General features: G+C 53.5%; 24 protein-coding genes, 1 pseudogene and 1 riboswitch. Of the genes and pseudogenes, 5 read left to right on the forward strand and 20 right to left on the reverse strand.

All coding sequences use genetic code 11. The features are described 5' to 3' along the window. Nucleotides 1-188 precede the first annotated feature (188 nt). Together AAFJ72_RS11345 and AAFJ72_RS11350 are read left to right on the forward strand one after the other, a co-directional pair. Nucleotides 189-389 carry a hypothetical protein gene (locus AAFJ72_RS11345; protein WP_432774056.1) on the forward strand — a complete coding sequence of 67 codons (201 nt, stop codon included), beginning with the start codon at nucleotides 189-191 and terminating at the stop codon, nucleotides 387-389. Between the two features lie 165 nt (nucleotides 390-554). After that, entirely contained in the window at nucleotides 555-995 is a 441-nt protein-coding gene (locus AAFJ72_RS11350) for a hypothetical protein (RefSeq protein ID WP_432774057.1), read from the forward strand. A gap of 52 nt (nucleotides 996-1047) precedes the next feature. Here AAFJ72_RS11350 and AAFJ72_RS11355 read toward each other — a convergent pair whose 3' ends face one another. Both AAFJ72_RS11355 and AAFJ72_RS11360 read right to left on the reverse strand, forming a co-directional pair. Further along, the gene (locus AAFJ72_RS11355) at nucleotides 1048-1974 is read right to left on the reverse strand and encodes a phosphotransferase family protein (RefSeq protein ID WP_432774058.1); all 927 of its coding nucleotides are present in this window, start codon (nucleotides 1972-1974) and stop codon (nucleotides 1048-1050) included. A 248-nt stretch (nucleotides 1975-2222) separates the two neighbouring features. After that, nucleotides 2223-2426 (reverse strand): cold-shock protein, encoded by a 204-nt coding sequence (locus tag AAFJ72_RS11360; RefSeq protein ID WP_122903797.1) that lies wholly within the window; start codon nucleotides 2424-2426, stop codon nucleotides 2223-2225. A 419-nt stretch (nucleotides 2427-2845) separates the two neighbouring features. On the opposite strand from AAFJ72_RS11360, the gene AAFJ72_RS11365 reads away from it, so the two are divergent. Further along, nucleotides 2846-3190: a rhodanese-like domain-containing protein gene (locus AAFJ72_RS11365; RefSeq protein WP_432774059.1), complete on the forward strand. Its 345-nt coding sequence runs from the start codon at nucleotides 2846-2848 to the stop codon at nucleotides 3188-3190. A gap of 84 nt (nucleotides 3191-3274) precedes the next feature. Beyond that, nucleotides 3275-3429, forward strand: a riboswitch (cyclic di-AMP (ydaO/yuaA leader). Nucleotides 3430-3436: 7 nt separating this feature from the next. After that, entirely contained in the window at nucleotides 3437-4135 is a 699-nt protein-coding gene (locus tag AAFJ72_RS11370; RefSeq protein WP_122903795.1) for a CAP domain-containing protein, read from the forward strand. A gap of 89 nt (nucleotides 4136-4224) precedes the next feature. Here AAFJ72_RS11370 and AAFJ72_RS11375 read toward each other — a convergent pair whose 3' ends face one another. The 3 genes from AAFJ72_RS11375 to def form a co-directional block, all read right to left on the reverse strand. Further along, on the reverse strand, nucleotides 4225-4383 hold the full coding sequence (locus tag AAFJ72_RS11375; protein ID WP_170163397.1) for a hypothetical protein: 159 nt from the start codon (nucleotides 4381-4383) through the stop codon (nucleotides 4225-4227). A 117-nt stretch (nucleotides 4384-4500) separates the two neighbouring features. Next, the gene (locus tag AAFJ72_RS11380) at nucleotides 4501-5511 is read right to left on the reverse strand and encodes a homoserine dehydrogenase (protein ID WP_432774060.1); all 1011 of its coding nucleotides are present in this window, start codon (nucleotides 5509-5511) and stop codon (nucleotides 4501-4503) included. A gap of 38 nt (nucleotides 5512-5549) precedes the next feature. After that, complete coding sequence (gene def / locus AAFJ72_RS11385) at nucleotides 5550-6080, reverse strand: peptide deformylase (protein WP_432774061.1); 531 nt, start codon at nucleotides 6078-6080, stop codon at nucleotides 5550-5552. 185 nt (nucleotides 6081-6265) lie between these two features. Here def and AAFJ72_RS11390 point away from each other — a divergent pair, with 185 nt between their 5' ends. Further along, nucleotides 6266-7573, forward strand: coding sequence for an aminotransferase class I/II-fold pyridoxal phosphate-dependent enzyme (locus AAFJ72_RS11390; protein WP_432774062.1), 1308 nt, complete (start codon nucleotides 6266-6268; stop codon nucleotides 7571-7573). 121 nt (nucleotides 7574-7694) lie between these two features. Here the strand turns inward: AAFJ72_RS11390 and AAFJ72_RS11395 are convergent. The 15 genes and pseudogenes from AAFJ72_RS11395 to dacB form a co-directional block, all read right to left on the reverse strand. After that, nucleotides 7695-8593, reverse strand: a pseudogene (locus AAFJ72_RS11395) (DMT family transporter). A 147-nt stretch (nucleotides 8594-8740) separates the two neighbouring features. Continuing rightward, a complete protein-coding gene (locus tag AAFJ72_RS11400; protein WP_432774063.1) occupies nucleotides 8741-9925 on the reverse strand; it encodes an acyltransferase in 1185 nt (394 codons plus the stop codon). 145 nt (nucleotides 9926-10070) lie between these two features. Next, complete coding sequence (locus AAFJ72_RS11405; protein WP_432774064.1) at nucleotides 10071-11231, reverse strand: Ger(x)C family spore germination protein; 1161 nt, start codon at nucleotides 11229-11231, stop codon at nucleotides 10071-10073. Further along, nucleotides 11228-11986 carry a YqjF family protein gene (locus AAFJ72_RS11410; protein WP_122903788.1) on the reverse strand — a complete coding sequence of 253 codons (759 nt, stop codon included), beginning with the start codon at nucleotides 11984-11986 and terminating at the stop codon, nucleotides 11228-11230. Before AAFJ72_RS11410 ends, AAFJ72_RS11405 begins: the two co-directional genes overlap by 4 nt. A 38-nt stretch (nucleotides 11987-12024) precedes the next feature. Further along, nucleotides 12025-13437: an FMN-binding glutamate synthase family protein gene (locus AAFJ72_RS11415; protein WP_122903787.1), complete on the reverse strand. Its 1413-nt coding sequence runs from the start codon at nucleotides 13435-13437 to the stop codon at nucleotides 12025-12027. Nucleotides 13438-13504: 67 nt separating this feature from the next. After that, nucleotides 13505-14692 carry a Ger(x)C family spore germination protein gene (locus tag AAFJ72_RS11420; RefSeq protein WP_432774065.1) on the reverse strand — a complete coding sequence of 396 codons (1188 nt, stop codon included), beginning with the start codon at nucleotides 14690-14692 and terminating at the stop codon, nucleotides 13505-13507. Continuing rightward, complete coding sequence (locus AAFJ72_RS11425) at nucleotides 14689-15795, reverse strand: GerAB/ArcD/ProY family transporter (RefSeq protein ID WP_432774066.1); 1107 nt, start codon at nucleotides 15793-15795, stop codon at nucleotides 14689-14691. The genes AAFJ72_RS11420 and AAFJ72_RS11425 overlap by 4 nt, the downstream gene beginning before the upstream one ends. 6 nt (nucleotides 15796-15801) lie before the next feature. Next, on the reverse strand, nucleotides 15802-16956 hold the full coding sequence (locus AAFJ72_RS11430; protein WP_432774067.1) for a GerAB/ArcD/ProY family transporter: 1155 nt from the start codon (nucleotides 16954-16956) through the stop codon (nucleotides 15802-15804). A 6-nt stretch (nucleotides 16957-16962) separates the two neighbouring features. Next, nucleotides 16963-17181 (reverse strand): hypothetical protein, encoded by a 219-nt coding sequence (locus tag AAFJ72_RS11435; RefSeq protein ID WP_432774068.1) that lies wholly within the window; start codon nucleotides 17179-17181, stop codon nucleotides 16963-16965. Beyond that, the gene (locus tag AAFJ72_RS11440) at nucleotides 17178-18740 is read right to left on the reverse strand and encodes a spore germination protein (protein ID WP_432774069.1); all 1563 of its coding nucleotides are present in this window, start codon (nucleotides 18738-18740) and stop codon (nucleotides 17178-17180) included. The genes AAFJ72_RS11435 and AAFJ72_RS11440 overlap by 4 nt, the downstream gene beginning before the upstream one ends. 207 nt (nucleotides 18741-18947) lie before the next feature. Further along, a complete protein-coding gene (gene brnQ, locus AAFJ72_RS11445) occupies nucleotides 18948-20288 on the reverse strand; it encodes a branched-chain amino acid transport system II carrier protein (RefSeq protein WP_432774070.1) in 1341 nt (446 codons plus the stop codon). Nucleotides 20289-20497: 209 nt separating this feature from the next. Beyond that, nucleotides 20498-21232 carry a YheC/YheD family protein gene (locus tag AAFJ72_RS11450; protein ID WP_432777177.1) on the reverse strand — a complete coding sequence of 245 codons (735 nt, stop codon included), beginning with the start codon at nucleotides 21230-21232 and terminating at the stop codon, nucleotides 20498-20500. Beyond that, nucleotides 21229-21621, reverse strand: coding sequence for an aspartate 1-decarboxylase (gene panD / locus AAFJ72_RS11455; protein WP_122903779.1), 393 nt, complete (start codon nucleotides 21619-21621; stop codon nucleotides 21229-21231). Before panD ends, AAFJ72_RS11450 begins: the two co-directional genes overlap by 4 nt. A gap of 85 nt (nucleotides 21622-21706) precedes the next feature. Next, on the reverse strand, nucleotides 21707-22771 hold the full coding sequence (locus tag AAFJ72_RS11460; RefSeq protein WP_432774071.1) for an Ldh family oxidoreductase: 1065 nt from the start codon (nucleotides 22769-22771) through the stop codon (nucleotides 21707-21709). 197 nt (nucleotides 22772-22968) lie between these two features. Then, complete coding sequence (gene dacB, locus AAFJ72_RS11465) at nucleotides 22969-25866, reverse strand: D-alanyl-D-alanine carboxypeptidase/D-alanyl-D-alanine endopeptidase (RefSeq protein WP_432774072.1); 2898 nt, start codon at nucleotides 25864-25866, stop codon at nucleotides 22969-22971. Nucleotides 25867-25923 lie beyond the last annotated feature (57 nt).

Here is a 25923-nt window from a genome sequence, read left to right on the forward strand (position 1 = left end):
ACAATTCAACTCTTTTTGGGCAAGCTGCCGTTCTGACTACCTTCATGCTCTGTTTCAATAAGCTTTAAACCAGAAAAAAAGTGTAGACCGGGAAATAAAACATAGTAGTCGTATGTGATGTGCTCAACTTACGAGCATGTACTGAAATTGCCCTGCAAGTCCATGAGCAAAAAGGAGGAACAATGAACATGACCGCATCTGCACCGGAGTTCACCATCACCCAGGAGCGGAACGGTCTGGCTACCGTTTCATTCGGCTGCGATCTGAACATCCTGCGGATACCCGCTTGCAGCAAGCTCGCGTCCAGAGCCGCATTCCGCGAGGACGGCAGCAAGCTGCTCGTTGGCCGCCCGGAATATGGCGACCGCCATTTGCGCTTCGCAGGATAGCTGGTAGCCGCTTAATCCGTCGTAGAAGCCTCGCTTATCCGATTTCACCGCTTTCTATCAGAAATGGTTCCTCGTCCCATTACGTTCGCCGTTTCAAATGGAGACGAGACTCAATATTGTAGTATTGTCCCACTATTTAAACAACAAGAAATGGAGTGATCTGGGATGTCTGAAATGGAGTTCGAAAGCACCAACAATTTCGGGGGAGAACGACCAAGAAGAACGACCGTCCGCACTACCGGTATCCTGCAAAACAACCTTAACACTACTCTCACTGCGCACATCGATTTGGTCAACCTCAATGACGAACCGGTTGAAGTGCGTGTGCAGGTCCTGAACTGGGGCACAGCCGTTACACAAACAAACCCGCTCGGTACACTGCTTGACGTCACCCAAACTCTCGCCGCCAACACACGGACTGCACTCAATGCAGCAGTTACTGCGTCGAACCACTACGAAGTGCGCCTGATTGTCGGCCGCAACGGCAACCGTGAAAATGTACTGCTGACCACATACGGCCGTACTTCCATCGGCGGTGGTCAAGTCAACGGTCTGTCTGTTCTGCCCAGCCAGCTGCTCACTGTAGAAATCGACGGCTGTCTGTAATTCTCGTTTCCCCTCTACAAAGAACTATGGATTCGCTTCCATAGTTCTTTTTTTATTTTATCCAGCTATACCAGCGCGGGATAAGTCTCGTAAACGCATCGTGTTCTTCAACAATAGTCTCAATCCGCTTCATCATGTCCGGCAACAGCTCGGGGATTGTCCGCTCTGTCCAGATGAGCGAGGAAAATATAGCCATCGCCGTGTACACGTTGTAAAGCGTCCAGAAAGAGTCGGGAATCTCTTGCTGATTCCAATAGCCTGCCAGTTGCCCATTGCAAAACGGAATACTTGCTTCTTTGCTGTAAAAAGCGAGCTTGACGAACTCATGCACCGGGTCGCCCCAGTCGTAGCGATTAAAGTCGATCACGGCCGCGTAGCTGTGGTTGTGAACGATCAGGTTTCCAACGTGAAAATCGTCATGCAAAAAGCCGTTCGGCCGTCCCGCGAGCTCTGACAAGTGCCGTTCAATGAATGCCAAAATGCGTTCGTCATCTTTGAACTGCACAGCAGAGGACCTGTATGCTTCCACATACCTTCGATGTTTCTCCACACAACGCGAAGCCCAAGCCGATATTGTCGCAGGCGCTGCGAGCTGGTGCATCCGGGCCAAATCACGCCCCGCCTGGAAACCGATCTCTTGCTGCTCGCTGTCTGTGAGAGTCGGCAATACCTCCCGCGCTTCCTCGCCTTCGATGTACGAGACGATCATGTAGCAAATCCCCAGTTGTTTGCGCACGCCAAAGTCAAGCGGCTTGGAAGCTCTGACCCCAAAAGACTGCATGGACTGCAATACAGCAAACTCCTTTTCTTTTTGCTCCGCCTGCTCGTAACGGGCCATTCGCAGGACAACCGAACCGCCTTCCGCCAAGTCGACGCGATACTTCCGATCCGTTGAAAGTCCTTTTCTGATTTCGACGACTCGTTCGGCTTGTTGCAACAACGGAACCGTTTGCTGTAATGTCAGCAACCACTCTTCCACCTCGTTCACTCCTCCGCTCTATTTGATGTAAACAGCATCCAGTAGAAAAAAAGACGCCAGGAAAAATTTTCCGACGTCTACAAAATTTTAGCGGACAGTCCAGTTGCCGTCAATGACAAGCTCCGCGCGTCAACCCGAAGCCCAATCATCTTGGTTCACGACCAGTTACCCATCCGTTTCGGTTAAAACAATGTGGAGAAAAGAAAAAAACTGCCCGCTGACGGACAGTTTCTTTTTCTTAAGGAGACTTACAGTTTTACTACGTTCTCCGCTTGAGGACCACGGTTGCCAGTTACAATGTTGAACTCAACGCGTTGGCCTTCTTCCAAAGTTTTGAAACCTTCACCTTGGATTGCGCTGTAATGTACGAATACATCGTCTCCGCCTTCTACTTGAATGAAACCGTAACCTTTTTCTGCGTTAAACCATTTTACTGTTCCGATCACTTGCATGAGAAAACCTCCAAAATTCAATTTGAATATGCTAGTCATATTTACCGAAGCAAATAAAGTTCACATATCATGAAGAAATACCCCATGGCAAAGCGCGATATGCCTTGATGATATGTGAAGTTGATCTACTTCGAAAAAATGAAAATATCACAAGACGGAACTGCCGTGTAAAAACCAAAACGTTTTGAAAACCTAAAACGACGAAAGCCCTTCCTCTCTTCCATCCTTGCGGCTCCGATGACCGCGCCAGTGTGAATCGGGAATTCAAAAGCGTGATCCATCAGCATTCACCTCGAAGGATAAGGCTCCATTACTCAAGTAGCAATTTCACTATAACATATCCAGAGCGTAAAAATCAACCATTCCCTGCTACTCTACGAGAAAAGGAACTGCTACAATACAAGCGGGAGGGATGACAAATGCAAAAAGACACCTGGACGAAACAAGAAGTAATCGAGCTATTGGAAAAACGTACACCCGTGCTCATCCTTGACGTCCGCGACGAGGCAAAATTCCAGGCAGGCACTCTCACAAGCGAATTTGCCGCAACCAAAAACGTTCCTTATGTGCACATGCTTGAACAAGACAAGCCCTTAGATGAAGAAACAGATTCTGTCGCGAAAAACGCGCAGATCATTACCATCTGTACGTCGGGAAACAAGGCACAAAAAGCGGCTGCTCTTTTGCGCCAGCATGGATATGAAGCAAAAGCGCTGCTCGGTGGATTGACAGCGTGGAACGAGCCTGAGAACGAGGACGAATAAGCCTAGTAGTTCCAGCGTTTCCAGCGGTTTGGCAGATATTACTCCTTTATTTCGGGCGGGATTGTCTGATATTCTGGTTCATGCCAAACCAACAAGCCGAAACTTCCTGCGAATGGAAGTGCGGGGGATCTTTTTGTGGGTCACGTGCCCACTGAGGGGTGAATCGCTCGAAGGAGCGTAGGGTTGTTTCCTCAATCCGAATCCGACAACTAACCTCGTAGGCCAAAAAAAGGAGACGATGTGAATATGAAACGTATTGGAGCTGCTGCCATCGCGATGACTCTGGGATTGGGCTTGGCTTTGACTGGATTTACCCCATCTGCATCCGCTGCGGCAAATTGCCCGGTACCAGCAACTGGCACGCAATACCAATTCCAATATCAATGGATTCCATATATGGGTCAGCTTCCTTTTGCACCAAATGCGCAGCAACAACAGCCTGTTTCACCCGTGAATCCTGCACCTGTGCAAAAGCAGCCAGTGCAAAAACAAGCGCAACCAACACCGCAAGCTCCGGCCAAACCGGCCCAGAACGTCACGCCGACTGTTCCAGCGAACCAGACAGGACAGGTACAAGCTGGCGACTTCGCCAAGCAGGTTGCTGATCTGGTGAACCAGGAACGCGCCAAAGCAGGACTTGCGCCTGTGACAATGGATGCGGCCCTGTCCAAAGTAGCGCTCGCCAAGGCAGCGGACATGGCAAACAACAACTACTTTGACCACAACAGCCCAACGTACGGCTCTCCGTTTGACATGATGAAGCAATTCGGCATTTCCTTCATGACAGCAGGAGAAAATATTGCCATGGGTCAGCGTACTCCGCAAGAAGTGATGACCCAGTGGATGAACAGTGAAGGCCACCGCAAAAATATCATGAACCCGGCATTCACCAAGATTGGTGTCGGCTACACGAACGGTTACTGGGTTCAGGAATTCATCGGATAAAAACATGGCTGCGCCAAGCATCGCGTAGCCTCGTACACGAAAGCCGGGTATCTCTTTTCGAAAAAGAGGCCCGGCTTTTTCGTGTGGAGCTATCCTTGCTCCGTATTTGCCGCGTTTTTCGCTTTGAGGGTACAGCCGCAGTCTTTCTGCTCCTCAAACAGAGCGACGTCCTTTTGGTTCATCTCCTGCTTGGTTGGATAGGCAGAGACTTGTTGCAGTTCGGCATTGACATCAGACGATTGCTTCATCCGTATAGTCCCCCTCGCTGCTATTTGTGCGTGGCACGTTTCTAGTATGCGCGAAAACAAAGCCGAATCATGCCTGCCGATCGCTGGAAGCGGCAGATGGCGGTGCAAACATCCCTGCTATCTGCCTAGCAAATGCTCCAGGTCTTTCAACGCTGCTGCCGCTGCTGCAACAGGGTCCGACTTTCCTCCCACTACCAGCAATTCGCCCATGACGTCTGTTTCTACCCGGATGGCTTTTGTCGTTTGGTTTACCCTGGCAAAAGGGTGCGTGGCCTCAACTGCGACAAGCTCAACTGCTGCCTTTACGCCGTCTGCTGTCCGTCTGATCGTGCCAATCAGTTTTGGTACTTGACCAGCGCGTTTCCACCCCGCGATCTGTTCCGGGGACAAGTCGCGCACGCTCGCTCGCGGAATGTCGGATAGGTTGACTTTTGCGTCAAATACGGCGTTGGCCAAAATGGCGATTTTTGATGCGGTATCCCAGCCGTCGATGTCGTAGGTCGGGTCCGGTTCGGCGATGCCCATTTTTTGCGCCCGGCGAATCGCTTCCTCGCTCGTGATACCTTCCTCCATGACGCTCGTTAACACAAAGTTGGTCGTTCCCGTAAAAATGCCCTCAACGTGCTTGATTTCACAGCCCGCCAGATTGTAGGTGAACAAGTCGATCGTCGGCAATGCAGCGGCTGTTGCGCCGCTGATTTTCAACTGTACGCCGTTTGCTTGCGCCAGGGCCGACAAGCCTCTGTAGTCGACGACAAGCGCGCCCTTGGACACAGCAATCGCGTGCATGCCGCCCGCAAGCGCCTGACGGATGTAGCGAAGGCCAGGTCCCCCTGTCTTTGCATCAGACGGTCCGGCCTCAATCAGCACATCCGCTTCTACGCTCGACAGCCACTTTTCCCCGTCCCAGTCCCGCAGCTTTGGCAGACTGGACTTCGCAAGCGCTTCCAGCTGTTCTTCTGCAAGGCCATCGGGATTGTAAATCGCCCCATTGGATCTGGCCACTCCGACCAGCCGGACGTCTGCCTGGTACAGCTTGCGATACCTGTCCTGGCGTTGTGCGAGAAGCCGCACAATTTGCTTGCCTACTGTTCCGAATCCTGTCAGTACGATGTTCCAACGCTTCATTCGTCATTCTCCTTGCTGTCGCCAAACGATTTCGATTTTTATGCTTTGCGGTACGTCTCTCTTTTGTAGGCCAAAATGGCATTGGCTTCCTTTTGCCTGAGCGGCTTTCCGGTTTTGGCAGAGTACAGCGCTTCGACGTGGTCGATGAACAAAATGCCTTCGAGATGGTCGATCTCGTGCTGCACACAGCGGGCAAGAAAATCTTCCGCTTCCAAAACGAAGAACTCGCCCCTGCGGTTTTGCGCCTTCACTTTTACATAGCGCGAGCGGCTGACGATCCCTACTACCCCGGGGATGGACAGGCAAGCCTCCGGGCCGACCTGCATGCCGCTCATTTCCACTATTTCCGGGTTAATCAGCTCGATCAGGCCGTTGCCGTCATCAATGACGACCAGTCTCAGCGGTACGCCGATCTGAACGGCCGACAGTCCGGCCCGCCCTTTTTTCGCGTAAAGCGTATGCTTCATGTCTTCCGCGATCATTTCCATATGAGGAGTCATGGATGAAATTCGTTTTGACCTTTCGCGCAAAATCGGATCGCCAAGTCGTACGATTGTCCGTTCTGCCATCGTAATTCCCCCCTGCCCCTTTATGTGCTTCCACCGTAGCAAAGGTTTTCGTTCCTTGTCAAAGCCATCCGTAAAAATCTGAAAAATCCCCGCCTGCTAGATGACAAATGCATGTAGATGCGCTATCTTTATTGATGAAGTTAGATGAAGTTAAACAGATGTTCCAAAGGAAGAGGGAGGCTACCATGCATTCACTGGCATCACAGCTGAATGACACGATTCAGCGGGAAAATCCACACGTTTTTGACATGCTGTCCAACATCGGCAAGCTGATTTACTTTCCAAAAGAGGGCATCCTGAGCCAATCGGCTGAAGCGAAAGCAAAAGCGAAAAAATACAACGCCACCATCGGCATCGCGCTGGAAAACGGACAACCTATGCATCTGAAGGTCATTCAAGACAAACTGTCTGCCTACCAGCCGAAAGATTTGTATGAATACGCTCCTCCTGCCGGAAAACCTGAGCTTCGCGCAGCATGGCGGCAAAAAATGATTGAGGAACAACCTGCTCTGGCAAACTATTCCTTCAGCAACCCGATCGTCACCAATGCTCTGACACACGGGCTCAGCATCGTGGCCGACCTGTTTGCTGACAGCGGCGACAGCGTGATTATCCCGGACAAAAACTGGGAAAACTACGAACTGACCTTCTCCATCCGCCGTGGTGCCGAAATGGTCTACTATCCATTGTATAACGACGAGATGAAATTTAATGCCACCGGATTGCGCGATGCGATCCTGGCGCAAAAAGATAAAGGAAAAGCGATTGTCGTCCTGAACTTCCCGAACAACCCGACAGGCTACACGCCGGGCGCGGAAGAAGGCCGTCAAATCGTCGCAGCGCTCAAGGAAGGCGCAGAAGCTGGCATCAACATCGTTGCGGTGACAGACGATGCGTACTTTGGCCTGTTCTTCGAGGACTCTTTGCACGAGTCGCTGTTCCCAAGCCTCTACAACGTGCATCCGCGCATCCTCCCTGTAAAGGTCGACGGAGCGACCAAGGAAGAGTACGTCTGGGGCTTCCGCGTAGGCTTCATCACTTACGCTGCTCCTTCCAGCGACCTGTTGGCCGCCCTGGAGCAAAAAACGTTGGGCGTCATCCGCGCTACCATCTCCAGCGGAGCGCACCCATCGCAAACATTCGTTCTGCATGCCCTCACCTCTCCGGAGTTCAAGGCGCAGAAGCAGGAAAAGTACGAAATCATGAAAAGCCGCGCCAACCGCGTGAAAAAACTGCTCGACAGCGGAAAGTACGACGACGCCTGGAGCTACTATCCGTTCAACTCCGGCTACTTCATGTGCCTCAAGCTGAAAACCGTCGATGCGGAAACACTCCGACAGCATCTTTTGGATCAATACGGCGTAGGCACAATCGCCCTCGGCCAGACCGATCTGCGCATCGCCTTCTCTTGCATCGAGGAAGGCAACATCGACGACCTGTTCGATTTGATCTACAGCGGTGTGAAAGATTTGGAAAAAGCCCTGGCGAAATAAAAAATTTGCGTAAGAAAAAAGCGTTTTGGCCCCGAAGCCAAAGCGCTTTTTTGCTATGGACATGTTGGTGCTCCTTATTTCCAAAGAGCGTGACCAAACCCGCAGGTACATGGTGTGGCGATTACCGTTCCAAGGTGATCCCTTTTGGCCTTGGCTGCTGTGTACCGATGAAAATGGAGGCAAGCACGAGCAGCATGCCGATGCCGTGCAGCCAGGTGAACGCTTCGTCTAAAAACAGCACAGCGACGAGCGCCGCGCTGATCGGCATCATCCCGGTAAACAAGCCGGCCTTGGACGCCTCGACCTTGGCGACTCCGTTGTACCATAAAAAGAAGGACAGGACGCTGGCCGTCACGGCATAGTAGACGAGCAGCCACCAAATATGGGCGGGAACCAGTCCCCAGTCAAAGCGAATCCCCTCCCAGGCGGCAAACGGCAAAAACATGACGAAGCTGATGACATTGATCGCGGCGGTCATTTGGAACGGCGTGATTTTGCCCGACAACCGCTTGGCGAAAATCGTGAACAGCGCTTCACTCACTACAGCCAAAAAGACAAGCAGGTTGCCGAACATGCTCGCAAGCGTCTGTACGCCTGATCCACCCGTAAATGTAATCAGGGCGATGCCGCATACCGAGAGGACGATTGCTGCGACATTGTTCACCTGTAGCTTTTCCTTCAAAAGCCAAAAGGAAAAAAGCGCAATGCAGGCCGGAACCGTGCTGGTAATGATCCCTGCTGCCGTCGCGGTAGTCCATTGGACGCCGTACAGCATGCAAATACTGAACAGAAACACCCCGAAAAACGACTGCCAGAACAAAACGCTTCCCTCTTCTTTTTCCACGACGTCTTCCACTCGCCGCGCAAGGCCAAAAGCGGCAGCAAAATGATGATCGCGATTAAAAAGCGCAGTTCGGAAAACAAAAAGACGGGGACGTGTGAAACAATTTCCTTCCCGATGGAAATGTTCATGCCTACCAATGCCATTGATAGGGCCAACTGAATGTAGGCGAAGAGCATGCGTGATCTTATCCTCCCTTCTTTCTCCTACTTTTTTCCATCCGCCACGCCCCAATTCCTTTTTCTGCGATAAAATCTCTCGCCCGTTTTCCGTCAAAGCGCGAAAACGGCTGGCAGCGAACCGCAAAACAGCTTCCCTTTTTTACGTTACCCGGCGTTTTGCAGTTGCTTTGGCGCAGGCGCGCTTACCCGTTTTTTCTCGGCTGCGCCCACGAGCAGAGCGCCAAATGGCAGCTTGCCCAGCCCGTACGACAGCAAAAACGAGACAGCCGCACAAAGGACAAAAACGACCAGGCTGCCGACGAACCCGGTGTGAAACAGCTCAACGGCGCGCAGCCCCTTCATCAAATAGGTGAGAATCAATGCGTGCAGCAAATACGCGCCGTACGAATACTTTCCGACAAGCCCGAGCAAGTGTGTCCAAGCCGCTTTCTTTTTCCCGAGCCAAAGCGCCAGGCCGTACACGCCCAAAAGCGAAGCGACGGTGTAGAAAAACATGGACGGCTTCAGGGAGGTCGCGACATTCAAATTGATCGTGCCGCTCTTGGAGTCGCGGAACAGCTCGTAGCCGATCCAGACGTACAACAGGCAAAACGCCGTCACGATCAGCGGCCAGCGCTTGCGCAGGCTGTCCCTGAAAGCCGGCAGGGCGACGGCAGCCACACCGCCGAGCAAAAAGTAGAAGAAGTAATAGAAGCTGTTGCGGTCGCGGTACTTGATAAAGTACGCTTCCAACCAGCCCCCGTCAAAATGGCCAGGGTGCGCCGGAATATAGCGGGCGGAAAACCACATCAGACCCGCATACACGCACGCAGCAACTGCACCGAGCACAAGAAAGCGGATGCGGCTCGTGACCAGGCGATACAAACATCGAAACAGCTTTTGCCACAGTGGATATAGCAAATAAAACTGGAAGATCATTACGACAAACCACAAGTGATAGGACGCCGTTCCCGTCACGAGGTTTTTGGCGACTGTCCACAAAAAGGCGCTGCCCTCGCCCAGCGGCTTCGTCTGCAACGACATGTAGATGGCCGACCAGATCCCGTATGGAATCAGAATTTCCCTCACCCGCTTGCGCATGAAAGCAAGGTAGTTGACTTTTTCGTAATAGTTGTAAAACAAGACCAGTCCGGTAATGAAAATAAATGCCGGAACGGCGAATTTTAACAAATGAAACAACATTCCGTATACGATAGCAGTTTGTTCACTCAAGCCCTTCTCTCTGATAAAGACGCCGATCACATGCTGATAGACGACCGCGAGAAAGGCAAAGGCACGAATGAGGTCGAGCTCTGCTATTCGTTCTTTTCGCCCCATAACAAATACCATATCCTCCCTGTTTTATCGAAAAAGTGTCATTCTCCTATCTTACCGATCCGTCCCGCAGCAGGCAAGTCTGCATGCCAAAAAGACTGATGCCATGAGCCGCGCATCAGCCTGTCTTCTTTGCTTTTTCTGTTGGCTCGCTTCCGCATCAACGCTTTACATCGGAGTTGGGCAAGCCAGCGGGCACAGCAATCAGGCCCGTCTGCCTGACGTTGACCTTCACATTGAGGTCCACTTCGATTTCGGAAAACACCTGATTCCAGTGCTCTCGTACTGCGGCAAACTCTTTCGGGTAGTTTCGATGAAACTGTCGGGCGAAATTCAGTACATCTACCTTTAACTCCTTTTGCACCTCTTGGAGCGCGAGCCGGACTTCTGATTCGATTTCTTTGCTCACGCCCGCTTCGGTCTTCGCGATCTGTTCGGGTGTGTCCAAGGTCAGTCTCGTTCCGTTTTGCTCGATGGATCCCACGGTGTCGATTTCGACGAGCATCTTCCATCTGCCGTCTTCGATCCGGGGCTTCAGCCTGGTCTTTTCCCGAATCGACCTGAACGTCACTAAGCCCCGTTCCTGCGTGATCTTGCCTGTCACGGTCATGCGGAAGGCTTCGTCCCTCAGCCAGATAAGCCCTTTCGTCGTCTGGGCGGACAGGGTGCCAATCATTTTGCCGTTCCGGAAGACAGCCGTCCCCGATAAATACGGGTTTGTTTCCATGGGCCGCTCTTCATTGGGCGGCTTCATGAGCTCCACCATCGGCAAGGCGATGGAATCTGTGCCTGCAGCAAACATTTTTTGCAGATCCAACAGCGTGACGTTAATCCCGACATGCATGTCCGACAGCTTGCGAACGACTTCGGCGGGGTATCGTTCGAGTGGCGGCATTACCTGCAGAATATCGCGCGCTTTCCCTTTGCTCACAAATACATAGGCGCGGTTGCGCGGCTCAGGGTGACGCGCAAAAAAGTCGACGAAATCGTTCAAGCCGTGCCTGGCCAGCGCTTCTCCGTAAATATACACCCTGCAATGGCCCCAAAACACTTTCCTTGGCACATTCAGCTGCACTTTTGACATCGCATCGGCAATATTGTCGCCTTTTTCCGTACGAATGATCGTCATCGCTTCCTCGGAACCATTTCCTTCACTGACTGAACGCGGGATAAACACCTGAACAGACAGCTCGATGACGTCGGGTGTAGACAAGTCGATGGCGGCTGCGGTCACGAGTGCAATATCGTTGATTTCAACGCGGTCCCAACACCCGCCAAGCAAGCACGCGCACAGGCAAAGCAAGCATACAAGCCACTTCATTGGCTCCGTTCCCCTTCAGGCAGGGAGAGTCTTTCCAGCGGCCAGATGTAGCTTTCTACCCCGCGAGCGTACACCATCAGGTCAGGCTTCTCACTGACAGTCAGGGATAACGGTGACAGCATGGAGTTTGCCTGGATATGCGCATCGGCTCTCTGCAGCATCCACGGCTCATGGTAGACGTTGGCATAGTAAAGTCTTTTTGTTTTCTTGCATTGACAAAAAAGGGTATAGCGTTCGGTCAGCCAGTGCTCCAACGTGTTTTCGCCGGCAAGAGCAGGCTCGGACACCGGCCAGTAGCTGCCGCAAAACGCAGGCGTCTTTTCCGGCCGTCGCTCCGATTGAAAATCGATGCGGGTCGCGTGGGGCCGAAAATCCATCCTCGCATGATAATAGGGTAGGCGATACCAATATTTAGCTATGCCCGTCACGAGCAAATGAGAGGTATCCAATGACAAAAAGTAGACGCCTCGTGTCGAACCTGCCTTTACATAGGTTCGTACATTGATTTCGGGGAAGGTCGTGACATACGGGACCGGAAACAGGTGACGGAGACGGACTCTGGTGAGCAGAAACGGAATGACGCTGATCCAGGCAAACCCATCATGCGTATCGAGTTCCAGCCCTGCCGGAATCAGTCCGCGCAGTGCCTTGGGCGAAACGGCCCAGTGCGCGAACAGCAAATGTTCCCACGTCTGCGTCATCCTCCAGCCTTTGTATTGTCGTTTTTCCTGTATCGGAATGATTCCCTGATTCATTCGAATCCCTCCCCAATGTCGCCCGCCGTCGGTTTTGTTCAGCTTCCCTCAGAAGACTGGAAGGCAAGCGGTACTTTCGTCACTTTGCTCGTCAACTCATCAAGGGCTACGAGATCGTCTGCTGTCACATCACGCAGTGAAGTTTTTCCCAAAGCAAGGATGGCAATCTCCATTTCGTCTACAAACGAGAGGAAAAAATTCGTCAAGTGCTTGGCAGCCCGTTCGGCGTCAAATTTGTCCTTCAACTTCCCAGGGTAATTCGTCAGCTCTGTCGGCGGCTCCCATGGGATCGCCTTTGTCACCTGATCGTGGGTCATTGCCCACAGGAGGGCCGTTCCCATAAAAATGCCGTCTGCGCCCAGAGCAATCGCCTTGAGACACTCGCCGGGAGTCGTATAGCCGCCGCCAGACAATAGCGTGATGCGCTCCTTGACCCCTCTCTCCTTCAAATACTGGACGGCACGGCACAAGGCGTAAATCGTCGGCAAGCCGAAATCGTCCTCCAAGATAGGCGGGCCGCCCTTCGTACCGGCCTGTCCGCCGTCGATGCTGATGAAATCAACGCCAGCCTGGATGGCAATTTCCAAATCCTGCTCCAGTATGGCGCTTGCACATATTTTCACGCCAATCGGAACGCCGTCTGTGATCGTGCGCAGCTTGTCCACCAGCTTGCGCAAATCTTCCGGGCTGTTGACCTCTGCATGGCGCGACGGTATGACAACCATTTCCTCACCCTCCACGCCCATGAGCTGGCTTGCCTTGCCCGTAATGAATTCAGAAGGGATAAAGCTGGCTGCTGCCGCTGTCGCCCCCTGCCCGAAATGAATTTCTATCGCGTCTGCCTGCCGCAGCGTTTCCTCATCCTTGGACCACGTTCCCGAATTGTACTGAATGATGAGATGCTTGGCGTATTTTCTTTCCTCCGGCAAAAGCGGCCCTTCACCCGTATTGCTCAGGGTGCCCGCAGCAGCCGCCCCTTTTGCCATCGCGATCTTGACAGGCTCACTGATGCCAATCCCGAAGCCCATCGCCCCAGGCATGAGAGGAATATCGAGGATCAGCGGCCGTTTTGCCATAGGGCCAATCGTGATCTTCATATCCACCTCGGCGTCCTCGTTTGCTGGCAGCACCGCCAGTTGGGCCGGAGAAAAGATCAGCCCGTCGAAGTTGAGAAATTTGCGCGGACTGCCAAATGGCCGTTCAATGGCCTGCCCCGTCGTCACCCGCAAGCTGTTCTCCAACACATAGCGCGGACTCACCTTGGTCAAAGCCGACACCATCTCGAAAATATTTTCCGGATAGCGGTCCGACATCAAGCGTTTCATGAAGCGACCGAGCATCCACTGCAGCATGGGACGAAACGTGAAAAACGCCAATAGCACAAACAGGATGCCTGCAACAAGCGTTCCCACAAAGGAGCCTATTAAAAAATCCATCCATCTCCCATTCATTTCATCCACCTCCTGCGCCTTGCTGATCCCGTCTCTTTTGGTTCATACAAGCATAGCTGGTCGTGCGCTACTTCCTTTTGTCGTGGCTTCCCGGGTGTCCAACCGAATCCGTGACCAGTCCCGGACGACGGACTGTGATATGAATCTGCGTACTGACCTCGATCTGTGGATAAATTTTGTCCCAATTTTGCTTGGCTTCATGCCATTTTTGCGGATACTTCCGGTGAAAAGCGGCGGCAAAGTTGGTCACATCCGCATTCAGTTCCTTTTGCAAATGATACAAGGCCAGCTCGATGCGGGAGCGGACGTCGTCTTCCACTGCTTTTTGCACAAGAGCGTTGCTGCTCATCTCCATCATATCAAGCTTCGTGCCGTTTTCGACGATGTCTCCCTCTGCCTCGATTTTGACCAGAATGGACCACTTTCCGTCCTCAATTGCCGGTATCAGCTTCGTCTTACCCCGAATCGGCATGACGGATACCCGTCCTTGCCCTTCTGGAATCTGCACGTTGATGGAAGCGCGGATAATCTCGTCTCGCAGCCAGAGCAAGCCTCTTGTTGCCTTTGTCGACAGAACGCCAATCATTTTATCCTTGCGAAAGATCGCACTTCCCAATAGCAGCGTGTTTTCCTGAAATTGCTCCGGCTTTTCCAGCTTGCTTCCTGCCTCAATATAAGGAAGAACGACTGCCCGGGATTCTCCATTGAGCATGTTTCGAAAATCAATCAAGGTAACTGCCATGCCAAGATGCAGGCTCGCCAATTCCCGCAGCGCTTCCGCCGTGGAACGCTCCAGGAGGCTATTGTTTCCGAGATGCTCCCCTGCTTTTCCTTTGGAAACGTACAAGTAGGCGCGGTTGCGCGGCTCTGGATGGCGTACGAGAAAATCGATATGCCCGGCAATTCCGTCCTTTGCCACTGCTTCTCCAAACAAGTAAACTTTGCAATGCCCCCAAAAAATTTTTCGGGGAAGCTTGCTCTGGACCTTGGACATCGCATCGGCAATATTTTCCCCCTTTCCACTCAGGACGGTCGTAAGCGCGCGATCCGAGCTCCCTGTCGGTCCACCCAGCCCAGGTCCCCCCACCGCCCTCGGGATGAACACCTGGATGCTCAACACAATCTCGCTCTCTTCCGCCTTGTCCACAGCAGCCGCGGTAATAATCGCGAGGTCGTTGATTTCCGTTCGGTCCCAGCATCCGCCAAGCAGCAGCGCACAGACAACAAGAATCAAAACGCTCCCCCACGTTCTCACCCTGATTCTGCCTCCTCTGTGCGGTTACGCTTCCCGCGCACGATCGCCCAGAGCAAAAGCCCTGCCGGAATGAAACAAAAGAACAGCACGAACAAGGCCGGAATCGCTACTGCTTCAGCTTCCTTCACGATGTAGACGCTTGGGACTCCCCAAAAGCAGAATAGCAAAATCAACATGCCGACCGGCAAAATAAGCGGCTGGTAAGATGTCAGATTCAGCCATTGTGCGGTGCCGAGCACTGTCGCATAGTAAAACATCGAGACTTTGACGTAGACGCCAATCACCCAAACCGCCATGACGGCAGAATCCATATTCTCAAAAAAATCGGCAACGTTCACATACCGGGCCGTATCCATAATCGGAAACAAGACGTTGTCGAGCGCGTCCCCCATCAAAAACAGCGTAACCATGTTCACGATCACCATCGTCAGCATGGCTCCGACTACTGCGAAAAAGGCCGACGTCGCGGCATACTTGCGGTCGGACAGGGAAGGCAGCAAGTAGGAAATCAGAAACATCTCGCTAAACCAGCCCAGTGGTATGTACGCTCCTTTTACGGACGGCAGCAGCCCTTTGTCCAAAATCGGAAGAAGATTGCCGGGGTCCAGCGCAGGGAAAACAAGCCCGATCATCATGAGCAGCGGCAAAATAAACGCCGGGAAAAACACTTGCGCCGTCCTTCCCATCACCTCGATGCCCCCTTTTACCGCAAGCGAACAGACGAGGATCAGGGCGCCCATAATGAGGACAAGCGGGGTTTCCTGCAAGAAATAAGCGATAAAATCCGCATACTCCCGCACGATGACGGCGTTTGCTTGCAGCAAGACGTACAAGTACAAGAAGCCCAGGACAGCAGCAGGAGCTTTTCCGGTGATTTCTCGCGCAAGCTCGATAATGGACATGCCGGGAAAACGCTTGTTGAGTTGGATCGCGATCCATACACTGAAAAAACCGCCGAGAGAAGCCCATAGCGGAGACAGCCACAAGTCGTTTTGCGCTTGCTGTGCCATGAGGCTTGGTCCGCTAAGCATCGCTGTGGACATGACGACTGGATAGATCAACATCCCAATCTGCAAGGCTGATATTTTTCCCGTTTCGAGCATGGTTCCTCATCCTTCTTGCTTTTCTGAATGGACACTGCCAGACGCAGCGGCGGTTTGGGCTTGGCTTTGCCGCTTGCCTTTTTTGCGCAAATAGGCGACACCAAGCAGCAGCAACGGGCAAATCGTCTGCATGAGCGGGCTGTAAAACGGGAACGAGATAATTTCAAAGCGGCCTGGCGCGTTGATATTCGGCATCGACCAGAAGCTGATCGCCGCAATAAGCATCCCGATCGGAATGACAAGCGGGCGATAGTCAGACAGCTCCAGCCACTGGCTCGTCCCCAGTACAGTGGCGTAGTAAAACACGCTGATTTTGACGTACATCCCCAAAATCCAGACCGTCATGACCACCGAGTCCAGATTTTCAATGAAATCCGCTATGCTGATGTAGCGAAAGGCAGCCATGACAGGGTACAGGTAATCCGAGGACTGTCTCCCGAAGACGAGCAGGATAAAAATATTGACACCGGTCAGTACCACAGCGACCCCAAGGGTGGCGAGCATTCCTGCGCGCATGCCTTTTTCGGGATCGGTTACATACGGGAGCAAAAACGACATCAGGAACATCTCGCTAAAGTAGGCTTGGGGGATTATCGCCCCCTTCAACGCCGGCAGCAAGCCGTGCTCAAACATGGGGAAAACGAAATCGGGGTGCATGTCGCGCAGCAAAAACGGCATCAGGATCAACGGAAACAGGAAGAAAAAGAAAAAGACCTGTGCTGTCCGCCCAATCGTCTCAATCCCCGCTTTTACTCCATATGCGCACACAGCGATCATCGTGAAAATCACGATGCTGATCGGCGTCTGCGGCAAAAAGTTTCCCATGATGAACTCGGCATAATTGCGGACGATGAGGCCCGTGATGTGAAGGTAAAAAAACAGCAGAAGCAGTCCGAAAATTTTTCCCGGAACCTTGCCAATGATGTCTGGGCTGTATTGGATAACCGTTTGCTGCGGATACAGCCTGTTTAATGAAAAGACGATAAACACTGTCAAAAATCCGATCAATGATGCCAGTATGGGCGATAGCCACAAGTCGTTTTGCGCGTACTTGCCCGTAAGGCTCGGAACTGAAATCACAGTTGAGGCCACGATGACCAAAAACAACATTTTGCCCATTTGCGAGGAAGAAATTTTTCCCTGTTCCAGCAATCGCCCCACCCTTTTTCACTCCAGATATTGACCCAATGGCCTGAAAAGCGCATTGATAAAGGTTGTCGGCCCCGGCAGATTCGGCAAATCCAGCATGGACAAAACCCAGGCCACGAACAATAGCGTAATGAAGGCCGCCTTGTCCCGCTTTGGCAAGCCCGAAAGACGCGGCCATTCCAGCGCGAACAGGATACAGACTAAGACGCTCATCACGACAATCTGGATCCATTTCAAGCAGGATCTCCCCCTTGTTCCGGACCTGGCTTCTGATTGGCCCCTTCCCTTATTTTTTGATAATCGCCAGTCAGATGCGGTCGTGTGTTCATCATCCACCACGGTGCGCGAACGAGAGTGTCTTTCCACTCCCCGAACTTCATCGGCCCGATTGGCGTCAAGTAAGGAACGCCCAAAGAGCGAATCGTACTTAAATGAATGACGGTGACGATGATGCCGAGCATAATCCCCAGCAGTCCGAGCGAGCCCGCGAGAAACATCATGGGAATACGCAACAGCCGAATCGCAATCCCTGCGATGTAGTGCGGGATCATAAAGGAAGCGATCCCGGTAATGGCGACGACAATGACCATCGGCGCGGAAACCAGCCCTGCCTGTACGGAAGCCTGACCGATGACGAGCGCCCCCACGATACTGATTGCGGCACCGATCTGCTTGGGCAGCCGGACGCCTGCTTCCCGCAGCGCTTCAAACGTAATCTCCATCAAGAGCGCTTCGACCAGGGCGGGAAAAGGCACAGCTTCGCGAGACGCCGCCATGCTGATTAAAAGAGACGTGGGCACCATTTCCTGGTGAAACGTAATCAGGGCAACGTATAGCGAAGGCAACAAAAAGGAAATTCCCGTGAACAGAAAGCGCAGCCAGCGAATCGCAGAACTGACAATGGAGCGTTGGTAGTAGTCTTCGCTGGATTGCAGCAGGGAGAACAGCGTCGCCGGGGCAACCATCACAAACGGCGTGCCGTCCACGATGATCGCAATCCTCCCTTCCAGCAGGTTGCCGCATGTGACATCCGGACGCTCTGTGGACAAAATTTGCGGAAATGGCGAGGTAGGATTGTCTTCGATCAGCTCCTCGATATACCCGCTCTCCAGCACACCGTCGATGTCGATCCGGTTTAACCTCGCGCGGGCTTCTTTGACCAAATCCATGTCCACGATCCCGTCAATATACGCAAGCACGACTTTTGTTTTCGTGTACCCGCCAATCTGCATCTGCTCCATTTTCAATGCCGGTGTCTTGATGATCCGCCGAAGCAGTGCCATATTGACCTGAATCGATTCGGTGAACCCCTCGCGCGGGCCGCGGACGACTCCTTCGGCCATCGGCTCTTCGACCGGCCTTTTTTCCCATTTCGCCAGGCCAAAGGAAAGAGCGCACTCCTGCTGATCGATCAACAGGGTCGGAAAGCCGTTTGCGACAGATTCCAGACAGTCCTCGAAGGTAGCCAGCTCGTTTGTTTGCGACACAGACACAACGTTGTCCAGCAGTTTGCCAATCGCGGAATCCTTCGGCATCTTCGTCTTCATCAGCACGGACAGGACGTTGCGCTCCAGCTCCTCTGTGTTCGTCAAGCCATCAATGTAGACCACAAGCGCCCGCGTCGATCCGCCGATGCGAAAAGAGCGAAAAACCACATCCGAGCAGTTGTCATAAAGAGCGCGCAGTTGCTGTTCGTTTTCGGCAAGCTCCTTGTGCAAAGGCGTATGGGAAGGCACCGCCTGCTGCTGTACTCTTTGTTTGTGCGCTCTCCACCATTTTCGCGCGTTCCGGTTCACATCCCCACCTCCTGACTTATGAGCAGCCGGTCTTGACCAGGCTTTGAACTGGCATAAGGGAATTTTGCCCCATTCATACCACTTTTATCCTGTGTGGTTGCAGACATCTGGTCAAAGCCGTTCGCGCGAAAAAAAGAAAAAACGCCCGGATCAACCGGACGTTTTGGTACGTCGTCAGCACAAGCACGACAAGGATAGCCTCCTATGCTATTCGGGTTGGGAAGCTCTTTTCCCGCGTACACGCAACGCTTTTTTCATCAAATCCAAGACCAGGCCGATCATGACCGCGATCATGGCAGGCAGGAGCCAGCCAGCGCCCTCCTTGTAAAACGGCAAGGCAGTGAGCATGTCATCCCACTTTCGGTCGAGGAACAAAACATTGACCAGATCGGCGAGTCCAAACAGAGCGACGACCCCCACGGCTGTAATGTAAACCAGCGAAGTAGCCGGTATGAACCGTTCTGCAAGTGCCAGCAAAATGAGCATGATCGCAACCGGGTAAATCGCGCCCAGAACAGGTACGGATACGGTCAAAATTTGCGTCAGCCCCATGTTCGCCACGATCATGCTCAGGACGCTGAGGACAGTTACCCATCCTTTGTACGACAAGCCGCCGAACAGCCCGTGAAAATATTGGCTGCACGAGGTTACGAGACCAATCGACACACACAGGCAAGCGACGGTAAAAATAACGCCGAGAATCAATGTTCCGCTCGGGCCGAACAGTTGATTCATCATGGTCGCGAGCAACTGAGCGCCGTTTTCCGCTTTGCCCAGCGAAGCGGCGGAAGCCCCCATGACCCCCAAAATGACGTAGATCGCCTTCAGCAACAGCCCTGCTCCAATCCCGGCGCGAATCATGCTCGACGACAGCTTCTTCGTGTCGGTAATCCCTTTGGCGCGCAGCGTATTGGCGATGACGATGCCAAACACAAGGGCAGCCAGCGCATCCATCGTCAAATACCCGTCCAAAAACCCTTGCACGACCGGATTCGTTTCGTATCTCCCCGTTGGTGCTCCCATCGGGCCAAGCGGCGTCACCAGACTTTTCACAAAAATCAGGGCGATCAGCGCAAGCAAAGCAGGTGTCAGCAGCTTTCCGAAGCGATCAACCAACTTGGAAGGAGACAGGCTCAGCCAGAAGACGATCAGAAAAAAAACGACCGTGTACACGAACAGGCTGAGTTTGGAGGCAACCAGCTGTTCCGGCAAAAACGGAGCCAGCCCCATCTCGAAGGCAAGGCTGCCGGCACGCGGAATCGCGAGCGCAGGTCCAATCGAGACGTAAATCAAAAACGGAAAAATAAGAGCAAACGCGGGGTGGACCCGACTCGCCAGGCTGTGAAAACTGCCAGCTTTGGCAACCGCCACTACCCCAAGGATCGGCAAGCCGACGGCCGAAAGTACAAAGCCGAGCAACGAAGACCACACAAGCGAGCCTGCTTCCTGTCCGAGAAAAGGCGGAAAAATCAGGTTGCCTGCTCCAAAAAACATGGAAAAGAGCATGAAGCTGATGAGCATCCATTCTTTTTTAGACATTGATGACATGTTCGAACATCCAACCTCCCTTCATAATGAGAGGCATTCTACCAACTTTTGTACGAACATGCCAGAGCTTCTCTTTTTTTCGCAATAGCAAATGCATTGCGACAGCTTGCACAGACACTGTAAAACCGGGGATTTGCTTGTCCAGCAAAAAAGGGATAGGATAACCACCTGTCGCTATTGGCAAGAGCGCTCGACAAGTGGTTATCCGCTCATCCTTTTCGCATGGACAGGATGCGTCTGTAAAAAGTCTGGTCCGGAAGCTTTTTAAACAAGGACAGCGATGGGCGAAAATTCGCTTCGATAATCCACGGCTTCCCGTGAATGTCGATTCCCATGTCCAAGCCGATCTCCCGAAGCGTCGGGTACGCCTTGCCCAGGCAATGGCCTACCGCGAGCGATATGCTTCTGATCTCGCGCAGCAAGCCTGGTCCGGCCGCGACGTTGGATTGGCGAATGGCCGTGCGCAGCGGCAGCACTTTTCCCCTGCTGCGCGCCACGTTCGTGACGACGTAGCCTGGTCCAGCCAGTTTTGCCACCCAGCCCGTTATGAGCCAGGGCGCGCCTTTGCCGCGGCGCTGCAGCATGACGCGCACGTCAAAAGGCTTTCCGTTGATTCTACCGAGCGGAATACGCGGCTGGAGCAGGTATATTTTGGGACGAAACAACGATCGAACGTACTCCACGGTTTTTTCCTTGCCTTCGATTGTCCGCCGCACAACGCCGCTATGGACGAGATAGCGATCTTCCCCCAGGTCGGTCAGCTGGATAATTCCTGCTCCGCCGCCGCCTCCTGACGGCTTGAGGATCACGCGTTTGTAGCTTTCCGCATACTCCCACAGCGTTTCTGGAGAAAACAACCGGGTTTTGGGCAGGTGCTCCCGCAGCAGCTCATCCTTGACCATGTGCTGATGCTTGCCCCATTTCCCTACGTTTGGCGCTTTTATGGCAGTGTCTCCCCATTCGTAATGAGATGATGCTCTTCGATTTTGGTAATGCGATTGTGCTCATCCACAAACACGACCTTGGGCACCAATCGGTCGCATTCGCTCTCGTCGTACATGCCCATGCTTAAAATAATGACCAAATCACCTGGGGAAAAAAGATGGGCAGGTGGACCGTTCAGACAAATTTTCCCGCTTCCTTCCGCTGCCGGGAGGGCGTATGTTTTCCAGCGCGTCGCATTGCGCAGGCTGGTAATTTGCACAATCTCGTAGGGCTTGATATTGGCTGCTTTCATCAGGGCCAGATCAATCGTAATGCTTCCGACGTAGTCCAGCTCGGCCTGCGTCACCGTCGCCCTGTGGATTTTGCCCTTGCACATGTGGCGTTGCATCGGATATTGCCTCCTTTTCAAACCGCTACCAGCAGTCTATGTGCAAAAGAATGTCCGGGAAACCGCGGACAGCCCAAGGTGCCGCTTATTCCGTACAGACGGCCTGTGACAGATCGGTTCCATAGGCGGAGCATAGCTTGGTCAGTTCCTCCACTACCGTTTGCGGCAAAGGAATGCCATCTTTCTTGCGGGCTGTCATCGTCCGTTGCTCAATCTCTCCCGGAATCAAAATTTCCGCGACACCGGAAGCGGTCGGGACGCTTTTGATTTGGCGAATGTATTCATCCATGCTTTTCCTGAATGTTTCAAGCGGCAAAAAACGCTGCACGTCTATACACAAAAAGACGTGCCCGATGTCTTGCGGGTGTTGCCAGTTGTCGTACAAGCTTTTTACGCCGGGGCCAACTGCCGCGCCCGTGAGCAGTCCGCAAAAAATATCAATGAACATGGCAAGTCCGTAGCCTTTCGCTCCCCCGATCGGCAGTAGCGAGCCGAGCAAGGCTTTCGTCGGATCACGAGTGGGCAAGCCGTCGGCGTCAATCGCCCAATCGCCGGGGATCGGCGTTCCTTGTTTCGCTGCCAGCGCGATTTTTCCCCGCGCAGCTACGCTCGTAGCCATGTCCAGCAAAAACGGCGTCTCTTCCCCGGCAGGAATGCCGACCGCGATCGGATTCGTACCGAAAAACGGCTCGATTCCTCCTGTTGGCGCCATCGAAGCAGGAGCATTTGACAAGACGAGTAAAATCAACCCCTCCGCTACAGCCTGCTCCGCGTAGTACGAGCAGGAGCCAAAGTGGTTGGAGTGCCGCACCCCGACAAATCCGATGCCGTTTTGGCGTGCGAGTTGCTTCGCCTCGTCCAGTGCCGCTACTCCGACGACAGCTCCGAACTGATTTTTGCCGTCGATAAGGGCGGTCGCGCCTTGCCGAACAATGAGCGCTGGCCGCAACGACAGCTCGATCAGGCCCGCCTCGATCCGCTTCACGTAGATCGGCAGTCGCGACAAGCCGTGGGATTCGACTCCGCGCAAATCCGCATGGACGAGCGACTGGGCCACAAGCTGCGCGTCTTCTCTTCGGGCACCCGCGCAAGAAAGCACTTGTGCTGCGACCTGCTCCAACCCTTGCCAATGAAAGCGTGTAGGGTTCAACCTGGCTTCCCCCTCCCCGAACTTTTCGTTTCGTTTTATCGCTCTGCATCTGGATATAAATATGTCGCCCTCTGAGCGACCGTCACAGGCATTGACCCGTTAGCCACGGAGTGCAGTCACAGACACAGGGACAAACAAAAAAAGAGGAGCCCTTTTGCTTTTGCGGCAAAAAGAACTCCCTTTTTGTAACTGGCTGCTTATTCGTATGTCGCGATCAGGGAAACGATCTGATCCTGAAGCTTGACAAAAAAGTCCTCGTCCTCGACGAAGCCATTGAAGATGATCGAGACGACCAGCTTTTCACCGCGTTCCGTCGTGAGATAGCCAGACAGGCTGTTCACTCCGGTCATCGACCCGGTCTTGGCGTGCAGGCGGGAAGCGGCGGCCGTTTTCGCCAGGCGATTTTTCAGCGTACCGTCCACGCCTGCAACAGGCAGTGACGCCTCGTACGTTGAAAAAGTCGGCTGCTTCGCCATGCCCTCCAGCACAGCCGCGATGTGGCGCACCGAGATGAGGTTGTAGCGCGTCAGACCGGATCCGTCCACCATGTCAAAATTCGTCTTGCCGCCCAGCGCAGCTACGGCTTCCTGGACGACCTGCGCTCCTGCCGCTGCACTGCCTTCGCCTTTTTCCACGGCGCCCAACGTTTTTAACAGCATTTCGGCGTAAAAGTTATCGCTTTTCTTGTTCACGTACGGAACGATCTCGGCAAGCGGCTCCGATGCAAATTCCTTCCACTTGACCGCCGTAGCGGGCACAGGCTGGACGAGCAACTGGCTCCCCGGGGCGAATTGGACGCCCTCGCTCTCCAGCGCTTCTTTCAGGATTGTTCCGACGTACTTGGCTGGCTCTTCCACAGGGACACGCTCGTAGCCACCGGGATGGTCCAGCGGGAGGTTTCCGGTCAGGCGAATTGTATTCGTCCCGCGGTCGCGCACAATGGCAAACGTATTTTCCTGCCCAGCCTCTACCGTTTCCGACTCGTTGACAATCTGCACATATGTGGTTTTCGGCAGCAGGTTGAACGAAACGGACTCCCCGGCTTTCGCGGCAGGCTTGTACTCGACCATGACCGTTCCGCGATTTACGGCCAGTGCGCCAAGTGTCGGATTGTAATCGTAGCTCTCGTCATCCCAGGCCCAGCCCAGACCGAGCCGCTGCGTGTCGAAGTAGCTTTCGTCGAGCACCAGGTTCCCCTGAATCCGCTTGATCCCTTGCTGCTTGATCCAGGCAGCAATTTTTTCGATGGAAACGCCATCCTGCACCTTGAGAGCGTTCTCGGTGTGCAGGGAGGGATCGCCGTAGCCTTTGACATACAGATTGCCCTGCTGTACACCGTTTTTGGCAACGGGCGCATCTCCGTACAGCTCCGTCTTGAAGGTGTAGTCCTCTCCCAGCCGGATAAGCGCCGCTGCGGTCGTCAGCAGCTTGAGATTGGACGCGGGCGTGAGCAATGCATCTGCATTTTTTTCGTAGAAAATGGCTTCGTCTCCCGTTTTGTCCAGCGACTTGACGAGCACCCCGGCGGTCACACCCACGGCCTGCGGCTGCTCAAACAGCGGATCGAGCAGGGCAGAGAGCGCATATGTTTTTTCCTTTTCCGGCTGATACCCTTGCACAGGGGCAATCTCTGGGTAAGTCGCGAGCAGTGTGCCGATGTAGTCTTGCAGGTCGCGCGCGTACTTCGACTTGTAGATGCCGTTTATCAGGATGGAAAAGGCCAGCTTATGGCCGTTTTGCGCCGTGACATAGCCGGACAGGCTGTTGACGCCGCTCATCGAGCCTGTTTTGGCGATCAGCTTTTTCTCTGCGGCCGTTCCCAGCATCCGGCTTTTCAATGTGCCGTCGACGCCCGCCACTGGCAACGATTTTTCCAGTTGCACGCTGTAGCTCTGCTCATGGGCAAACGCCAACAGCCTGACCATCTGCTCGGGAGAAATCAGGTTAAAACGGGACAGCCCCGACCCGTCGACCTGGCGATAGCCGCTCTCGATGCCGGCTCGCTTCATGACATCTGCTACTGCTTCGCTTCCGGCTGCGAAGCTCCCCGCTCCTTTTTGCGCAGCGCCAAGCGTCTTGAGCAGCATTTCGGCGTAAAAGTTGTCGCTCTCCTTGTTCAACTCTACGATGACCTCGCCAAGCGGCTTGGAGAGATGGGTATAAAAAGGCACGCCGGATTGCAATACCGTCTTTTTCACTGCTGCGCCCGAATTCAGCCCGATGCCTTGTGCGAGCAGTTGCTGCTTCCAGACGTCCCCGACAAACAGCGCCGGGTCTTCCAGCGTGACGTGTTCCTCATACGGCTTGGCGGCAAGCCCGATCGTTCCCGTCAGCACGATCTCGTTTTTTCCCCGCGGCCGCTCAAGCGTGATAGTGGTTTCACTGCCTGCCACGGTCTGCACCTTGTTGTTTACCTTTATGTATGTAGTAGCCGGCTCCATCGTCAGTGTCGGCGGAGCATGTACAGCCTTTCCCGGTGTAACGGTCAGCGTCACCGTATTTTTATGCACGGAAAGCGCACTGAGCTGGGCGCTGTAGCCATACGGCTCATCATCCCACATCCAGCCGACGCCAAGGCGCGCATCATCAAAGTAGCTCTCGTCCAGCAGCAGATTGCCGCTGATCCGCTTGATTCCGGCCTGCTTCAAGGCGCTGGCCATCAGCTGCAAGTCAGCTGGCGTCAAAGTTGGGTCGCCGTAGCCTTTCAACACCAGATCGCCCTGCAAAACGCCGTCCATACCGACTTTTCCTTGCAGGTAAAGCTCTGTCTTCCACTGGTAGTCCGGCCCAAGCGTATCCAGTCCGGCAACAGTGGTGAGCAGCTTCATGTTCGAGGCGGGAATGAAGTGGCGTTCGGCATTGTGCCGATACGCGTACGAATTGTCCGTCAGGTCGTAGACGGCAATTCCCGCATACAATCCCATGCTGTTCTCGTCGCGCTGCAAATCCGTCAAGTATTTTTCGATGGAATCGGCAAGCGCGCTTCTGACAGCGGTGTCTTCCCGCGCAAATGCCGGAGACGCCGCGAATTGCAGTACAAGCGCAAAAAGCAGAAAGCACATACAGACACGTCGAAAGACAAGCAACTGATTCATGTTACCCTCCTTGTCCTAGTCTTGACGATTTGCGCAAATTCCACAGTACGCCCCCAT

Source organism: Brevibacillus gelatini, assembly GCF_050920745.1.
In the GTDB taxonomy this organism is placed as follows: domain Bacteria; phylum Bacillota; class Bacilli; order Brevibacillales; family Brevibacillaceae; genus Brevibacillus; species Brevibacillus gelatini.

What these genes read in the sequence shown, in the direction of transcription:
- AAFJ72_RS11360 (WP_122903797.1), bottom strand. Translation starts at nt 2,426, where the DNA reads ATGCAAGTGATCGGAACAGTAAAATGGTTTAACGCAGAAAAAGGTTAC.
- brnQ (WP_432774070.1), bottom strand. Translation starts at nt 20,288, where the DNA reads ATGTCATCAATGTCTAAAAAAGAATGGATGCTCATCAGCTTCATGCTC.
- def (WP_432774061.1), bottom strand. Translation starts at nt 6,080, where the DNA reads ATGGCAGAACGGACAATCGTACGACTTGGCGATCCGATTTTGCGCGAA.
- AAFJ72_RS11425 (WP_432774066.1), bottom strand. Translation starts at nt 15,795, where the DNA reads ATGCTCGAAACGGGAAAAATATCAGCCTTGCAGATTGGGATGTTGATC.
- AAFJ72_RS11410 (WP_122903788.1), bottom strand. Translation starts at nt 11,986, where the DNA reads ATGAATCAGGGAATCATTCCGATACAGGAAAAACGACAATACAAAGGC.
- AAFJ72_RS11400 (WP_432774063.1), bottom strand. Translation starts at nt 9,925, where the DNA reads ATGGTATTTGTTATGGGGCGAAAAGAACGAATAGCAGAGCTCGACCTC.
- dacB (WP_432774072.1), bottom strand. Translation starts at nt 25,866, where the DNA reads ATGAATCAGTTGCTTGTCTTTCGACGTGTCTGTATGTGCTTTCTGCTT.
- AAFJ72_RS11405 (WP_432774064.1), bottom strand. Translation starts at nt 11,231, where the DNA reads ATGAAGTGGCTTGTATGCTTGCTTTGCCTGTGCGCGTGCTTGCTTGGC.
- AAFJ72_RS11345 (WP_432774056.1), top strand. Translation starts at nt 189, where the DNA reads ATGACCGCATCTGCACCGGAGTTCACCATCACCCAGGAGCGGAACGGT.
- AAFJ72_RS11380 (WP_432774060.1), bottom strand. Translation starts at nt 5,511, where the DNA reads ATGAAGCGTTGGAACATCGTACTGACAGGATTCGGAACAGTAGGCAAG.
- AAFJ72_RS11370 (WP_122903795.1), top strand. Translation starts at nt 3,437, where the DNA reads ATGAAACGTATTGGAGCTGCTGCCATCGCGATGACTCTGGGATTGGGC.
- AAFJ72_RS11350 (WP_432774057.1), top strand. Translation starts at nt 555, where the DNA reads ATGTCTGAAATGGAGTTCGAAAGCACCAACAATTTCGGGGGAGAACGA.
- panD (WP_122903779.1), bottom strand. Translation starts at nt 21,621, where the DNA reads ATGCAACGCCACATGTGCAAGGGCAAAATCCACAGGGCGACGGTGACG.
- AAFJ72_RS11375 (WP_170163397.1), bottom strand. Translation starts at nt 4,383, where the DNA reads ATGAAGCAATCGTCTGATGTCAATGCCGAACTGCAACAAGTCTCTGCC.
- AAFJ72_RS11365 (WP_432774059.1), top strand. Translation starts at nt 2,846, where the DNA reads ATGCAAAAAGACACCTGGACGAAACAAGAAGTAATCGAGCTATTGGAA.
- AAFJ72_RS11390 (WP_432774062.1), top strand. Translation starts at nt 6,266, where the DNA reads ATGCATTCACTGGCATCACAGCTGAATGACACGATTCAGCGGGAAAAT.
- AAFJ72_RS11415 (WP_122903787.1), bottom strand. Translation starts at nt 13,437, where the DNA reads ATGAATGGGAGATGGATGGATTTTTTAATAGGCTCCTTTGTGGGAACG.